Here is a 14,902-nt window from a genome sequence, read left to right on the forward strand (position 1 = left end):
ATGCATAGCAAAATTCTGGGTACTGGCAGTTATCTGCCGAGTTCGGTTCGTACCAACGCCGATCTTGAACAGATGGTTGAGACCAGTGACGAATGGATCGTGGAACGCACCGGGATCCGTGAACGCCGCATCGCGGGCAGCGACGAAACCGTCGCCACCCTTTCTCATCAGGCGGCCTTGCGGGCGCTGGACGCCGCGGGTCTGACCGCGGCCGATCTGGACATGATAGTGCTGGCCACCACCAGTGCGGAGAATGCCTTCCCTGCCGCCGCCTGCGAACTGCAGGGGCTGCTCGAGGTGCCGGGGATCCCGGCCTTTGACGTTGCCGCCGCCTGTGCTGGCTTTACGTATGCCCTCGCCATCGCCGATCAGTTCGTCAAATCCGGTGCAGCCCGCCACGTCCTGGTGGTGGGTGCCGACGTGCTGTCTCGCATGTGCGATCCCGATGATCGCGGCACCATCATTCTGTTCGGTGACGGGGCAGGGGCCGTGGTGATCGGCGCCAGCGAGACGCCGGGTATCCTCTCCACCCATCTGCACGCAGATGGTCGTTACGGCGAGCTGCTCAAATTGCCGCAACCCCGTCGTGGCATGCCGGGTGCCGAGCTCGAAGCCTACATGTACATGAAGGGGAACGATGTCTTCAAGGTGGCGGTGACGCGCCTGAGCGAGATCGTGACCGAAACTCTGGCCGCCGCCAACATCGATCCGAGCGAGCTGGACTGGCTGGTGCCTCATCAGGCCAACTTCCGCATCATCAACGCCACCGCCAAGAAACTCGGCATGGGGCTCGACAAGGTGATCCTGACCCTGGACCGCCACGGCAACACCTCTGCCGCCTCTGTGCCCATCGCCTTCGATGAAGGGGTGCGTGACGGTCGCATCAAACCCGGCCAGCTGGTATTGCTGGAAGCCTTCGGCGGCGGTTTTGCCTGGGGCTCCGCGCTGGTTCGCCTCTGATACCGAGCGGCGCCCGGTCCTCGGGCGCCCGCTTCCCTAATTCGTCTTACCTTAAAGGAATCAATGATGACCCGATTTGCCATTGCCTTCCCGGGACAAGGCTCCCAGAGCGTCGGCATGCTGGCCGAGCTGGCCGAGCAACACGCCGTGATTAAAGAGACCTTCGCCGAGGCGAGCCAGGTGCTGGGTTATGACCTGTTTGCCCTGGTAATGGAAGGGCCGTCCGAGGATCTGAACAAGACCTGGCGCACCCAGCCGGCGCTCTTGACCGCCTCCGTTGCCCTGTGGCGCCTGTGGCAACAGCAGGGCGGGGCAACCCCTGCCGTGATGGCCGGCCACAGCCTGGGGGAATACTCCGCCCTGGTGTGCAGTTACGCGCTGGGCTTTAGCGATGCCGTCAAGCTGGTCGAGCTGCGCGGTCTTGCCATGCAGGAAGCCGTGCCGGAAGGCACCGGTGCCATGGCCGCCATCATCGGCCTGGACAATGAGAGCATCGCCGCCAACTGCGAGAAAGCGGCACAGGGCCAGGTCGTCTCACCGGTGAACTTCAACTCCCCGGGCCAGGTGGTCATCGCCGGCCACAAAGAGGCCGTCGAGCGCGCCAACGTGCTGATGAAGGAATCCGGTGCCAAACGCGCGCTGCCGCTGCCGGTTTCCGTGCCGTCCCACTGCGCCCTGATGAAACCGGCCGCCGAAAAACTGGCCGCCGCGCTGGACGGGATCGAGATCAAGGTTCCTGCCATCGCCGTCATCAATAATGTCGACGTATCCTGTGAGCAGGATCCGGCCGCCATCAAGCAAGCTTTGGTACGCCAGCTGTTCAGTCCGGTCCGTTGGACCGAGACGGTAGAGTGGATGGCCAACGACGGCGTCACCCTCGAGATCGAGATGGGGCCGGGCAAGGTGCTGACCGGGCTGGCCAAGCGCATCGACGCGCGGGTGGAAGGCATTCACGCCAATGACGCCGCCTCATTCGAGCAGGCGCTGGCCCAGATCAAGTAAACAGGAGCAAGTCATGAGTTTTACCGATAAGGTTGTGTTGGTCACCGGTGCCAGTCGTGGCATCGGTCGTGCGATTGCCGAGACATTTGCGGCCCGTGGTGCAAAAGTCGTGGGCACGGCGACCAGCGAGAGCGGTGCCGACGCCATCAGCGCCTATCTGGGCGAGCAGGGCTGCGGCATGGCACTGAACGTGACCAGCCAGGAATCCATCGAAACCGTCTTCGCTGCCATCAAGGCGCGTTTCGGTGAGATCGACATCCTGATCAACAACGCCGGCATCACCCGCGACAACCTGCTGATGCGGATGAAGGATGATGAGTGGAACGAGATCATCGACACCAATCTCACCTCCCTGTACCGCCTGAGCAAGCCGGTATTGCGCGCCATGATGAAGAAGCGCAACGGTCGCATCATCAGCATCGGCTCCGTGGTCGGTACCATGGGCAACGCCGGTCAGGTCAACTATGCTGCTGCGAAGGCGGGTCTGGTTGGCTTCACCAAGTCACTGGCTCGTGAAGTGGCATCCCGTGGCATCACGGTGAATGCGGTTGCCCCCGGTTTCATCGAAACCGACATGACCAAGGCGCTCAACGAAGAGCAGCGCGCCGGCATCATGAATCAGGTACCTGCCGCCCGTCTGGGCGATCCGAAGGAAATTGCTGCCGCTGTGGTATTCTTGGCATCGGATGATGCCGCCTATATTACCGGCGAAACCCTGCATGTTAATGGCGGGATGTACATGGTGTAATCAATTTGTCGTGAGTTCTGTTCAAATTTGCGATAATACGCCGAAGTTTGGCACATTTCGTGGTTTGACCAGCGGTAAGTCACTTGCAAACTCACGTCAATTGAATACACTACCCCAACCAGACGCAATAGCGTATTTTTAAAGGAAAATTCAGGTCATGAGCAACATCGAAGAACGCGTAAAGAAAATCATCATCGAACAACTGGGTGTTAAAGAAGAAGACGTGAAAAACGCTGCTTCCTTCGTCGACGACCTGGGCGCTGACTCTTTGGATACCGTTGAACTGGTAATGGCGCTGGAAGAAGAATTCGATACCGAAATTCCTGATGAAGAAGCCGAGAAGATCACCACTGTTCAAGCGGCTATCGACTACATCACCGCTAATCAGGAATAAGTTCCTGTTCTGAAAGAAGCGGCCCAAGGGCCGCTTCTTTTATGTTTACCCCCTTTCAAAACACCTCTCGGAGACTACCTCAGTGTCAAAACGCAGAGTCGTGGTGACCGGCTTGGGGATGCTTTCCCCGGTAGGCAACACTGCCGAATCCAGCTGGCAAGCCCTGCTCAACGGGCAGAGCGGCATTTCCCTCATCGACCATTTTGATGCCAGCGAGTTTGCGACCCGTTTCGCAGGCCTGGTCAAAGATTTCGATCCCGAACAGTTCGGCATCAACCGCAAAGAAGCCCGCAAGATGGATCTCTTCATCCAGTACGGCGTGGCGGCGGGTGTGCAGGCACTGGACGATTCCGGCCTGGTCATCAACGAAGAAAATGCCGAGCGGGTTGGCGTTGCCATCGGCTCCGGCATCGGCGGCCTGGGTCTCATCGAGCAGAACCACAGCAGCCTGGTCAACGGCGGTCCCCGCAAGCTGAGCCCCTTCTTCGTACCGTCCACCATCATCAATATGGTGTCCGGTCATCTCTCCATCATGAAAGGCCTGCAGGGCCCGAACATCGCCGTCACCACCGCCTGCACCACAGGCACCCATGCCATCGGCATGGCCGGTCGGATGATCGCCTATGGTGATGCGGACGTGATGGTGGCCGGTGGCGCCGAGAAGGCATCGACCCCCATGGGCATGGGCGGCTTTGCCGCTGCCAAGGCACTCTCTACCCGCAATGACGAGCCGCAGAAGGCGAGCCGTCCCTGGGACAAGGATCGCGACGGCTTCGTGCTGGGTGACGGTGCCGGTGTTCTGGTGCTGGAAGAGTACGAGCACGCCAAGGCCCGTGGCGCCAAGATCTATGCCGAGCTGGTCGGTTTTGGCATGAGCGGCGACGCCTATCACATGACGGCGCCCCCCTCGGATGGTGACGGTGGTGCGCGCGCCATGAAGAACGCCATCAAGGACGCCGGCATCGCGCCCGAGCAGGTGGGTTACATCAACGCCCACGGCACCTCCACTCCGCTGGGCGATGTCGCCGAGCTGCGCGGCATGAAGAAGGTGTTTGGCGAGCACGCCAAGTCCCTGATGGTCAGCTCCACCAAGTCCATGACCGGTCACCTGTTGGGGGCGGCGGGGGCCATCGAGGCCATCATCACTGTGCTCTCCCTGCGTGATCAGATGGTGCCTCCCACCATCAACCTGGACAATCCGGATGAGGAGTGCGATCTGGATCTGGTGCCCCACGTGGCCAAGGCCGGTCAGTTTGAGTATGCCCTGTCCAACTCCTTTGGTTTTGGCGGCACCAATGGCTCCCTGATCTTCAAGCGCGTATAATTCGCCCTGGGCGGCTTGCTACGCAAAGAGTCGGGCCCGATACCATGTATCGGGCCTTTTTTATCGGAGGGATCCACTTGCTGATTAACGGAATACCGACAGAAACCCTCAACGCCAGGGATCGTGGTCTGGCATATGGCGATGGCCATTTCACTACCATGCTGGCGAGGGAGGGGAAGGTGGTCTGGTGGCCGGCCCATCTGGCCCGGCTGCAATATGCCAACGCCCGGCTCGGCATGGCCGATCAGCCCTGGGATCTTCTCGCCACCGAAGTGGCGCAATTGGCAGCAGGGCAGACGCAGGCTGTCGTCAAGATAGTGCTGACCCGGGGCGCAGGCGGACGGGGCTATGACTGTACCGGATGTGACACGCCGACCCGCATTGTCTCCCTGGCGCCCTACCCGGCACATTATCATGGCTGGCAGCAGGACGGCATCACCGCCCTGGTCTGCCAGCAGCAGCTGGGAGATGTCCCCATGCTGGCGGGCCTCAAGACCCTCGGGCGTCTGGAACAAGTTATGCTGAAGCGCGAACTTGCGGCGCGTGGCGGAGTCGAAGGTATAGTATTGAACAGTCGGGGATTTCTGGTAGAAGGGGTCAGCGCAAATCTGTTTTGGCGTCGTGGCAGAACGGTGTTCACACCGGATCTCTCCCGCGCCGGGATTGATGGCATCATGCGCAAGCGTGTGATGGCGATGCTTAAACAGATGGGCATTGAACTGCGTGTCGTTGAGGCTCCTTTGGAGTCTTTATGGCAGGCCGAAGAAGTATGGTTGAGCAATACCCTGATGGGGATAGTGCCGATCACCCGTATCGGGGATGTGCACTATCCCAGCCCGGTATTGATCCGCCGTTTACAGGAGCGTTTGGTCATTGAAGTTTAATCGGCTCTACACCCTGATCGCGGGGGCGGCACTGACCGTTGCCGCCGCGGGAGGGTATGTGTATTACAAATGGCAACAGGTGGAGACCCTCACCAACAAGGGGCCGACCCGCCTCTTTACCGTCGAAAAAGGCGCCCATGCGGCGCGCCTGATTGCCGAACTGGGGGAGGGAGACACCAGCCCCTGGGCGGTGCGCCTCTGGTTGCGCGGCCACCCCGAACTGGTGGCTATCAAGTCCGGTACTTACGAGATCAAGGAGGGGGCACCGCTCAAGGAGACCCTCTCCCTGTTTGCATCGGGCAAGGAGTTTCACTTCAGCCTGACCTTCGTCGAGGGCTCCCGTTTTGAGGACTGGCTGAAGCAGCTCTCCAGTGCACCCTATCTGGAACGCCTGACCCTGGAGCAGAGTGAGGCGGACCTGGCTCAGGAGCTCGGCATCGAGAATGGCAAGCTGGAGGGCTGGTTCCTGCCGGAAACCTACGCCTACACCACCCATGCCAGCGACATCTCCATCCTGCGCCGCGCCTATCAGGACATGAAAGCCTTCCTGGACGAATCCTGGGAGAAGCGTCAAGCCAATCTGCCCTACAAGACTCCGTATGAGGCGCTGATCATGGCCTCCATCATCGAGAAAGAGACGGGGCAGCCGGATGAGCGGGCCCAGATCGCCTCGGTATTCGTCAATCGCTTGCGCCTTGGCATGAAGTTGCAGACCGATCCCACCGTCATCTACGGGGTGAAGGACAGGTACGATGGCAACATTCGCCGCAGCGATCTGACCGACGTGAACCCCTATAACACCTATGTGATCGACGGCTTGCCGCCGACTCCCATCGCCATGCCGGGCAAGGCCTCCATCGAAGCGGCACTTAACCCCCTGTCGACCGACTATCTCTATTTCGTCGCCAAGGGGGGCGGTGCCCACTATTTCTCCAAGACCCTCGATGAACACAATCGGGCGGTACGCGAATACATATTGAAGAAGCCCTAATGTCTAAATTTATCGTGATTGAAGGATTGGAAGGGGCAGGGAAGAGCTCCGCGGTGCGCTACGTGACCGACTATCTACGGGCTCATGGGATCGAGCGGATCGAATGCACCAGAGAGCCGGGTGGCACGCCGCTGGCGGAGCGGATGCGGGCCATCGTCAAGGAGGTGCACGACGAGCGCCTGACCGTGGAGGCCGAACTGCTGCTGATGTACGCATCCCGGGTACAACTGGTGGAGACCCGCATCAAACCGGCGCTGGCCGACGGCGTCTGGGTGGTGGGGGATAGACACGATCTCTCCTCTCAGGCCTATCAGGGGGGCGGGCGCGGTATCGATGCGAACCTCATCGGCGCCATCAAGCGGGCCGTGCTCGGCGATTTCAAGCCGGACTTGACCCTCTACCTCGATATCGATCCCGCCATCGGCTTGCAGCGTGCCCGTCATCGCGGCGAGCTGGACCGCATCGAGCTGGAGCAGATCGGCTTCTTCGAGCGCACCCGCCAACGCTACCTCGAGCTGGCGGCCGCCGATGATGCCATCCAGGTGATCGATGCCGGCCAGACCCCGGCGCAAGTCAAGGCCGCCATCGAGGCGGCGCTGGCGCGCTATCTGGCAAGCGAGGGCCTATGTATCCCTGGTTGATCCCGGACTGGCATGCCCTGAGCCAGACGGCCCAGGCCGGACGGCTCGGCCACGCCTGGCTGCTGCTTGGGGATCCCGGCCTTGGCAAGGAGCAGCTGGCCGAGCGCCTGGCCCGACTGCACCTGTGCCAGCAACCACAACGGGGCGAGCCTTGCGGTCAGTGTCACTCCTGCCAGCTGTTCGAGAAGGGCCATCATCCGGATCTTGGCACCATAGGGCCCGAGGGCAAGACCATAGGGGTCGAAGCCATCCGCGAAATCTGCGGTCGTCTGCAGAGCACCTCCCAACTCGGTCGTGGCAAGGTGGTCATCATCCAGGACGCAGAGCGCATGACGGAGTCCGCCGCCAATGCCTTGCTGAAAACCCTGGAAGAGCCGGCAGGGGACAGCCTGCTGCTGCTGATCGCCTCCCAGGTCTCCCGTCTGCTGCCCACCATTCTCAGCCGTTGCCACAAGCATGTCTGCCAGCTGCCGTCGGAGGGGGAAACCCTGTCCTGGCTGGCAGAGCAGGGGCATCAGGCCACCCAGGCCCAGGTCCGGATCTGCCAGGGGGCGCCGCTTCGGGTGTTGAATTACATCGAGGAGCAGCAGGACAGCGCCAGGCGTACTCTGCTTGAGGGCTTCACCTCCCTGTCGCAGACACCCAGCCGGGCGACGAGTGTCTGTGCCCAGCTGGCGGAGGCGACCCAGGTCCGGTTGCACTGGCTGCAGCTGTTCTTGTGCGACGCCCTCAAGACCCAGGCGGGTTGTGGCCACCACCAGCTGGCGATGCCAGATCTGGCTGCGCTTAGCCAACAGCTGGCCGAGCGCCACGGCAGCGAACGGCTGCTCGAGGCCGAGCAGCAACTGGTCGCGCTCAAGGCGGCGTGCCAACCAGGCCAGCTCTCCAATCCCAACATCCATCTGATGAACTGGCTCAATCGCTGGTTATAAACAAGGTTCTCTATGTTACTCGTTGATTCCCATTGCCACCTCGATCGACTCAGCTATGGCACCAAGCAGACGGACATGGCCGACGTGCTGGCCAAGGCGGCGCAACAGGACGTGGGATACTTTCTCTGCGTGAGCGTGACCCAGGCGCAATTCCCGACCATGCTGGCTGCCATCGCCCCCTATCCCCAGGTGTTTGCCTCCTGCGGTGTTCACCCGCTCAATCAGGATCCCGGTGTCGATGCCACCTTGCTGCTGACCCAGGCGGCTGACGACAGAGTTGTCGCCATCGGGGAAACCGGGCTCGACTACTTCTACTCACCGGAAAACAAGGACGTACAGCAAGTCTCCTTCCGGGAGCATATCCGGGTGGCCCGGGCACTGAACAAGCCGCTCATCATCCATACCCGGGATGCCCAGGACGATACCCTGAGGATCATGCGGGAGGAGGGAGCGGAACAGGTGGGCGGTGTGCTGCACTGCTTCACCGAGTCCCTCGAGATGGCCGAGGCCGCGATGGCCATGGGATTCTATATCTCCATTTCTGGGATCGCCACCTTCAAGAATGCCGCCGCCCTGCAGGCCGTGGTCAAGGCCTTGCCGCTGGAACGCCTGCTGGTCGAAACCGACTCGCCCTATCTGGCACCCGTCCCTCATCGGGGGAGAGAGAACGAGCCCGCATTTGTGCGGGACGTGGCCCAGTTCATTGCCGATCTTCGCCAGATCCCGCTGGCCGAATTGGCAGAGGCCACCAGCCACAATTTCTTCACGCTGTTCAAGCTGGCAAAGAAATAACCCCAATCAGCCCCGCATGTTGGGGCTGATTATTTTAAATCCCCAGGCTAACTCCAAGTAAATATCAACTACCCGGCTCATTATCTCTCACGGCGATATCCAGCTAATGCAATTTCCTAATGGACTTGCATATCGGTATCAAAGGATACGACGAATAGAATCCGAGAGGAAAAGGAGACAGTAAATAGAGACATCAAGTATCGATAATGAATATTATCGATACTTGATAACCTTGAAAGATCCTGTAAGATCCTCCGCAACTTCACATAAAATCATCAACTTACGTGACCCATCCAACCCTCTCAAGTTCAGCAGCCCACTCATTGCAAGGCGTGTTCGACGCACAGCTCAACAGCAGGGCGAGGCGTTTTTTACGCAGTGCCAAAGCAGGCTCTACCCTCAATGCCTACCAGGCTGACACTCGTATCTTTGTCTTCTGGTGCCAATTGCATGGGCTTGATCCCCTGCAGACTACCCATCACGACATCATGAACTTTCTCGCGGATCAGGCCGACGGCATTCTGGCGGACTGGGTGTGGCTGGACAAAAAAGAGGGGAAGGGAGAGCTTCGCAATGGGGAGCCGCGCAAACCGGCGACCCTGGTGAGACGGCTCGCCGGCATCCGTTATGCCTTCAAGCAGAAGGGCATCCACCCCATGCCGACCGAACATGCCGAAATCAAAGAGATGATGCGTGGCATAGTGCGACTCGGGGATAACCGCAAACGCAAGACGGGCGCCCTGACCCTGCAACCCCTGATCAGTGTGCTCGACGAGATAGATACCTCCAGCCTGGCGGGACTGAGGGATCACACCCTGCTGCTGCTGATGTTCAGCGGTGCCCTGCGCCGCTCTGAAGCCGCCAGGATAGAGGTGAATGATCTGCAGTTCGTGGGGCAGGGGGTACGGCTTCGTCTCAAGCCGAGCAAGCATCAGCTCCACGAAACCGAGATCGCCCTGATCCCTGGCAAGCAATACTGTCCGGTGTCGGCGTTGCAGCGTTGGCTCACCCAGAGCAGGATCCGCGAGGGAGCCCTTTTTCGTCGGATGACCCGCTGGGGACAGCTCACAGCTGACCCGTTAGGGCCGCAGGGTATCAACCTGATGATCAAGCGGCGAACCGGTCAGGTCATCAATGATCTGCATGTGAGTGGCCACAGTCTGAGGCGGGGATTCATCACCTCGGCGGTGACGGCGGGCAAGCCCATGAACAAGATTATCGAGGTGACCCGTCACAAGGACATGCGTACCCTGCAGGAGTACTTCGACGATGCGCACAAGTTCTCCGATCATGCTCTTATGGGGCTGCTTTAAATAACCGCGTCACTGATGAGATTACGTTAAATGGGGGCTCAAACTGGTACGCGCCGGAAATTGTCCGGTTTTGACGGTTTGAATCACATGGAACGTAGTATCACAAGAAATTTCATTTTTCGCTGGTTTGAATGCGGTTTGAGCAAGGAAGAAACCGCCGCGCTTTGTTTTGTTTCTGTGAAGGAGGTCACGCTTTGGGACGAGGGAAAAGACATCCCCGCAGTGTGCCAACGGGTCATGAGGATGGCTGCTGGTAGGGAATTACCCAGCATCTTCACACGATACTGGGACGGGTGGCGCATGTCGGGATACCACCTGATCACCCCCGCAGGGTCGCAAATGACACGCCAACGCCTGGAGTTGATAGACATCATGGGCAAGGAAGATTTCAAACGTTGGAGGCCCGCGAAACGCTGAGGCGTTCAACGACCTCGGCAACCTGAAGGCCTTAAAAGCCGGTTTTGCAGGAGGAGGGGGGCCGAGTCTCACGGTAACACCCAAGAGAAGTGTCGGCGGTCCTACCTACGTCACGACAATCGGCATATGTGGGCCGCCTTATAGGGGCTGCGCCCCTATTCTCTGGTGAGGTGAGTCAATACACTTTTTGTCAAATTGAAGGTAATTTATCTCAATCGCCTCCAACTTTGAGCCCTATATGGAAAATCTAATCCTCTACCCCATCAGCAACTACATCACCATAGTGATCTGTATTTATCTCCTTAACCTTGTCGCCGTCTGCATGATGGCCCACTCGCTCAATCGCAATGTTTTCGGGTGGCTATATGTGTCAATTTTCCTGACTCCAATTATCGGAATCACCATACTGCTATGCCTACCAAGAGTTGAGCAGTTCTCTCCAACTCGCCGTCGAGACCGAGAGGTATAAAAGACAATTCGAACTGAACAATCACTACAGCGCCTGCTCCACGGTCTCGGATGCCGAGGCAGTGATGCTATCCCGCTTGGTATCCGGCACGGTGTTGCGCTCTCGGATGAGCATGGTGACCTTGCCCTTGCTGATCACCAGACCGTAGGTCTTGATGGCTACCGTCCAACCCAACTGGGTGAGATCAGACGAACGCCACATGCCAACGGAATTGTCCTTGTCATCCCACACCTCAATCCAGGCATCGAGCAACACCCCATTGACGACCGTCTGGGACGTGAGCACCGGCTTGAAGCCTTCAATAGACTGAGTGAACAGATCATCCACCTTGGGCAGAGGCGGAGGAGGGGGAGCGGGGGCGGGCTGACCTGGTGATGTAGGTGCAGATGCAACCTGATGTTGCTCTTTCACCTTGACCGTCTGATCCACCCCCGTCTTTTCGGTGAAGTTGAACAGCAAGTCCAAGCAGAACCAGAGGCCACCGACGAACAGCAGGAGCGCCAGCGGCATCCCGTACTTGAACTTGGCAGACTTGAAAATGTTGGTCCGGTCATCTTTATAGGACCCCATTTCGTTGTCTTCGGTGGTGGTGCTGGCATAGCTGCCAAAATATTTGGGGTCATAGACCTTGAAACCGCCCGTGAGCTTCTCGAACTCAATACGAGTACGCTGGCCACTACCACGCAGAGACCCCTTGTAAGCCGTCCAGGAATAGCGCTTGTCCTGCCCCACGGCGTCCAGCTTCATAAAAACAAATTTCTTGTCTATCCGGTTGCGCCACATGCTGTGAACATCGTTAAGGTTCTGCCCCATCAGCACCACATCGAGGCCGCGATGCCGGTGTTCGGTGACGAATTGGATGATCGGGTCAGGTAATCGCGCACGGCCAGTCGGCCAGAAGTTTTGCGCCTCATCGATGATAACCAGACTCTTGTCCCGCACATGCTCATGAATGTTGAGCACCTGCTCACGCGATATCTGCTTGAGCCGCTCATGGCATTCCTCGAGCGTGATCTCCGCCAACTCGGCAATCTTCTCGAAATTCAACCCCTCGATATAGGCATCAACCGTCCGACCATCCTTGAGTCTTGGGATAATATGGGCCACCAACGCCTCATAACTTTTGCCGCTCCCCGGCAAACCTTCATGAAATATCAGCATGTTACGCCGCCATTTAACATAAAAAATCCGGTCACGCGGTTACCATTGGAACAGCGTGGCGACCTTGCGAACCATCCTGAACGCGAAGCCAAGGGACACAAACATCATGGCTTCGGATATACCCGACATGTTCAGCAGGTAAATCAAATCCGATGGCATGATGTTGAATATGTCTTGCAGCGAATATTGCAGAATGTCCGGCATGGGAATAGCAGCAATGACATATCGGATGCCTTCCAACACACTCTCGAATATGTTCAGCAGAACATCTTCAAACCACTGGAATACCGCCTGAAACAGACCGACAACCCACATGATGACACTTTCAATCATGTCGCGAAGCCAATCCCTGAACGACTTGAGCAATTCCATGTCAGACCCCTTAGTCCAAGAAGGCTAATCTAAAGCCATACGCCAAACCGAGCAGCTTGATACACAGCGCGACGATGACAAACAATTGCCGAAATTCCTCACTACAGAACACGTTGAAGTCGAGGGTATTGCCACCCATGCCGCCTATTTCCGGCAAACTCAGATAGAAGTGCGGACAAGCCCCGCCACTCATATTCACCTGGAAGAACTGTTTGGTTGTCGAGAACAATGGCAACTCATTCATAAATGCAACGTGTTGTTGCAAAACGGTGCCGTAGTTACGTGTCCCCCAGTCATTGGGGTTCGGATTCACATCATTGGGATCCACAGAAATGGAGGTATCTTCAGGGGGCAGGGTAGGGTCTGGCTCCTCTTCGCCGCCTTCATCCCCATTGCCCGCCTCGATGGCATCCTTGATAGCGTCCAACTTGGTGCCCAACTGGGCATTGCCATCTTTGATGGCGTTGGCCGTCTGAACCTGCCCAAGACTGGCGCCCGCATTGCCTTGTGACGCCGATAACTGCGCCTCTTTGATGGATGCCTGGATATCCTTGCCGGTGTTCTGGATGACCTGACCCAACGCGGCGTTCTGCTCGGAGCTGGCCTTAATTTCGGCGTTGCTGGACTCGGCTATCTTGTCGACAACCTCATTGAGGTCTGCCGTGCCTGACGAACCGGATACGGCGTTGGAAATGGCACCGCTGGCGGCGTTCTGGAGCTGGTTTTGAGCGGCGTTGGTTGCATCAGAGGATTCGGGCGCTTGAACGTCACCAGACTGATCAACCGTGTCCGTCTGGCCATTGGTCTGCACTGGGCAGTTTTCACCGGTGAACTTGATATCACCGGTATAGATATTCGGAGTCTGCCCAGAACTGATAGAAACACCTGACGGCAAAATTGAGCACTGACCATAACACTGTATCTGCACAGAGCCGAACATAGACTGAAAATAAGAGACATTTTCGAGGGTGTTACCTGCGATGCCTTCACAGATAGGGCGGCAGAACTCCTTGCCAGTAATTACGTTGGTCTCTTTGACAGAACCAATCAAACACTCAATAGGTTTTTTCTCACAAACAGTGCCATGGTTGTTAACTATTGGACCCATAGTGAAATCTGGATTACCAGACGGCGGACAAGAATAAACGGGAGTAACAGAGCCATGAACCATATCAAGATTTAAAATACCACCGTTTATTTTATGTTTAAGTGTGAAAAAGGTCTTGTACTGCAACGGGGTAGTCGTAAAAACAGAAGTTAACCCAGTGGAATCGTAAGCATAATTAAAAGTCGAGTAAAAACTAACGGCCTGATCAATGCAATTCTGCATGGATGTTGCAGAAACACGGCCATAGCCTTCTCTATAATAACAAGAGCCGCCACCAGAAGGGCTTAAAACTTGACTTGCAGGGACCCACTCAGCAGCACGCGCATAATTACCTATAACAAGCGTCAGCACACCAAGGAATATTGCCCCCAACACCAAATAAATACAACATTTAATCAGCCTGAACGGATTAAGGAAATATATTGTAGTTCTGAGGGCTTTCTTGATTAACCAGCGCACACTAATGGCGCGAATTACTTCCTGATATGTACGCATATGCCAGCACCAACCCTGTGACAAACATTATGGGAACCCAAACCATGGCGTCCTCTCCAATAAAAAAGGGACGGCGTGAGCCGCCCCTTTGGGGTGCAACATGATGTTACCGTCCGCTGACCACGCTGACGGCTTTACGCCAGCCCCAGATCACCGCACCCAGACCGGCCTTGCCCAGCCCCGCAGCCCCGACGAACAGGGTGATGGCGGCGATAGTGGCTAGGAACGCGGTCTGAACACCGGACAGATCGATTTCACCTTCGGCATGTGCAACACCAGCGGTGAGCAGCATAGCGGCGATGATGGTGAGCTTCTTCATGTTGATGTTTTGCATACGATTTTCCTTATCTCATTGCAATAACTGAGCGGACACGGGCCCACGCCCATGAGGAGTAATACACCGTGATCACACCCGTAAAAGCAGCACCCAAAAGTGCCACCAAGTTGCCATAGCCCACGGTCGCAGGGTCGAGCCAGGCGACCATGGACGCTATGTCTTGTTGCTCGACCAGATACGCGCCTTGGCACTGGTCAAGCGCCACATCGACGGCCTGCAGGAAGCCCTCAGCGGTTACCTGGACGCAGCGCATGATTACGCCTTCTTCGCTGGCAGGGCGAACAGGCGGAAGCCGTTGAACTGCTTGTGCTGGCCCTGAGCACCGGCATAGGCGCTATCGACATATTCGAGCTGGAGGGTGATACGACTGCCGACCAGCGCCTTGAGCTCGACGTGCATATTGCCCTTGACCTGTTCCTCGCTCAGGCCGACCTCGATGACCGAGGTGGGCTTGGTGGTCATGAACTTGAATGAACCGACCTGCACATCGGTGCCGTTGCGGTTACGGGTACTCAGCACGATGTCGTCGGCATCCATGATGTTTCCAACAATTTCCATTTCG

The 14,902-nt window shown here is 57.5% G+C and carries 18 protein-coding genes; 12 read left to right on the forward strand and 6 right to left on the reverse strand.

Annotated features, from left to right (window positions below; all coding sequences use genetic code 11):
• From I6L45_RS16565 to I6L45_RS16620, 12 genes are all read left to right on the forward strand, one after another.
• The gene (locus I6L45_RS16565) at positions 1-960 is read left to right on the forward strand and encodes a beta-ketoacyl-ACP synthase III (RefSeq protein ID WP_216982664.1); all 960 of its coding nucleotides are present in this window, start codon (positions 1-3) and stop codon (positions 958-960) included.
• Between the two features lie 66 nt (positions 961-1,026).
• On the forward strand, positions 1,027-1,962 hold the full coding sequence (gene fabD / locus I6L45_RS16570; RefSeq protein WP_216982665.1) for an ACP S-malonyltransferase: 936 nt from the start codon (positions 1,027-1,029) through the stop codon (positions 1,960-1,962).
• A 13-nt stretch (positions 1,963-1,975) separates the two neighbouring features.
• Positions 1,976-2,710: a 3-oxoacyl-ACP reductase FabG gene (fabG, locus tag I6L45_RS16575; protein ID WP_134694354.1), complete on the forward strand. Its 735-nt coding sequence runs from the start codon at positions 1,976-1,978 to the stop codon at positions 2,708-2,710.
• Positions 2,711-2,867: 157 nt separating this feature from the next.
• Complete coding sequence (acpP, locus tag I6L45_RS16580) at positions 2,868-3,104, forward strand: acyl carrier protein (RefSeq protein ID WP_005300909.1); 237 nt, start codon at positions 2,868-2,870, stop codon at positions 3,102-3,104.
• A gap of 82 nt (positions 3,105-3,186) precedes the next feature.
• Positions 3,187-4,428: a beta-ketoacyl-ACP synthase II gene (fabF, locus tag I6L45_RS16585; RefSeq protein ID WP_210548746.1), complete on the forward strand. Its 1,242-nt coding sequence runs from the start codon at positions 3,187-3,189 to the stop codon at positions 4,426-4,428.
• A 44-nt stretch (positions 4,429-4,472) separates the two neighbouring features.
• Positions 4,473-5,312 (forward strand): aminodeoxychorismate lyase, encoded by an 840-nt coding sequence (gene pabC / locus I6L45_RS16590; RefSeq protein WP_216982666.1) that lies wholly within the window; start codon positions 4,473-4,475, stop codon positions 5,310-5,312.
• Complete coding sequence (gene mltG, locus I6L45_RS16595; RefSeq protein WP_043760490.1) at positions 5,302-6,303, forward strand: endolytic transglycosylase MltG; 1,002 nt, start codon at positions 5,302-5,304, stop codon at positions 6,301-6,303. The genes pabC and mltG overlap by 11 nt, the downstream gene beginning before the upstream one ends.
• Complete coding sequence (gene tmk / locus I6L45_RS16600) at positions 6,303-6,944, forward strand: dTMP kinase (protein WP_210548749.1); 642 nt, start codon at positions 6,303-6,305, stop codon at positions 6,942-6,944. Before mltG ends, tmk begins: the two co-directional genes overlap by 1 nt.
• A complete protein-coding gene (gene holB, locus I6L45_RS16605) occupies positions 6,929-7,876 on the forward strand; it encodes a DNA polymerase III subunit delta' (protein ID WP_216982667.1) in 948 nt (315 codons plus the stop codon). The genes tmk and holB overlap by 16 nt, the downstream gene beginning before the upstream one ends.
• A 12-nt stretch (positions 7,877-7,888) precedes the next feature.
• The gene (locus tag I6L45_RS16610; protein ID WP_216982668.1) at positions 7,889-8,668 is read left to right on the forward strand and encodes a TatD family hydrolase; all 780 of its coding nucleotides are present in this window, start codon (positions 7,889-7,891) and stop codon (positions 8,666-8,668) included.
• 323 nt (positions 8,669-8,991) lie between these two features.
• A complete protein-coding gene (locus I6L45_RS16615; RefSeq protein ID WP_216982669.1) occupies positions 8,992-9,981 on the forward strand; it encodes a site-specific integrase in 990 nt (329 codons plus the stop codon).
• Positions 9,982-10,068: 87 nt separating this feature from the next.
• On the forward strand, positions 10,069-10,398 hold the full coding sequence (locus tag I6L45_RS16620) for a DUF3653 domain-containing protein (RefSeq protein WP_216982670.1): 330 nt from the start codon (positions 10,069-10,071) through the stop codon (positions 10,396-10,398).
• A 493-nt stretch (positions 10,399-10,891) separates the two neighbouring features.
• Here I6L45_RS16620 and I6L45_RS16625 read toward each other — a convergent pair whose 3' ends face one another.
• The 6 genes from I6L45_RS16625 to I6L45_RS16650 all read right to left on the reverse strand — a co-directional run bounded on the left by I6L45_RS16625 (position 10,892) and on the right by I6L45_RS16650 (position 14,898).
• Positions 10,892-12,028 carry a zonular occludens toxin family protein gene (locus I6L45_RS16625; RefSeq protein WP_216982671.1) on the reverse strand — a complete coding sequence of 379 codons (1,137 nt, stop codon included), beginning with the start codon at positions 12,026-12,028 and terminating at the stop codon, positions 10,892-10,894.
• A 39-nt stretch (positions 12,029-12,067) separates the two neighbouring features.
• Positions 12,068-12,400: a DUF2523 family protein gene (locus I6L45_RS16630; protein ID WP_216982672.1), complete on the reverse strand. Its 333-nt coding sequence runs from the start codon at positions 12,398-12,400 to the stop codon at positions 12,068-12,070.
• 10 nt (positions 12,401-12,410) lie between these two features.
• Positions 12,411-14,003 (reverse strand): hypothetical protein, encoded by a 1,593-nt coding sequence (locus I6L45_RS16635; protein ID WP_216982673.1) that lies wholly within the window; start codon positions 14,001-14,003, stop codon positions 12,411-12,413.
• A 106-nt stretch (positions 14,004-14,109) separates the two neighbouring features.
• Complete coding sequence (locus I6L45_RS16640; RefSeq protein ID WP_216982674.1) at positions 14,110-14,337, reverse strand: hypothetical protein; 228 nt, start codon at positions 14,335-14,337, stop codon at positions 14,110-14,112.
• A 10-nt stretch (positions 14,338-14,347) separates the two neighbouring features.
• Positions 14,348-14,593 (reverse strand): hypothetical protein, encoded by a 246-nt coding sequence (locus tag I6L45_RS16645; protein ID WP_216982675.1) that lies wholly within the window; start codon positions 14,591-14,593, stop codon positions 14,348-14,350.
• A 2-nt stretch (positions 14,594-14,595) separates the two neighbouring features.
• Entirely contained in the window at positions 14,596-14,898 is a 303-nt protein-coding gene (locus I6L45_RS16650; RefSeq protein WP_216982676.1) for a hypothetical protein, read from the reverse strand.
• Positions 14,899-14,902 lie beyond the last annotated feature (4 nt).

Source organism: Aeromonas sp. FDAARGOS 1415 (genome assembly GCF_019048365.1).
In the GTDB taxonomy this organism is placed as follows: Bacteria; Pseudomonadota; Gammaproteobacteria; order Enterobacterales; family Aeromonadaceae; genus Aeromonas; species Aeromonas taiwanensis.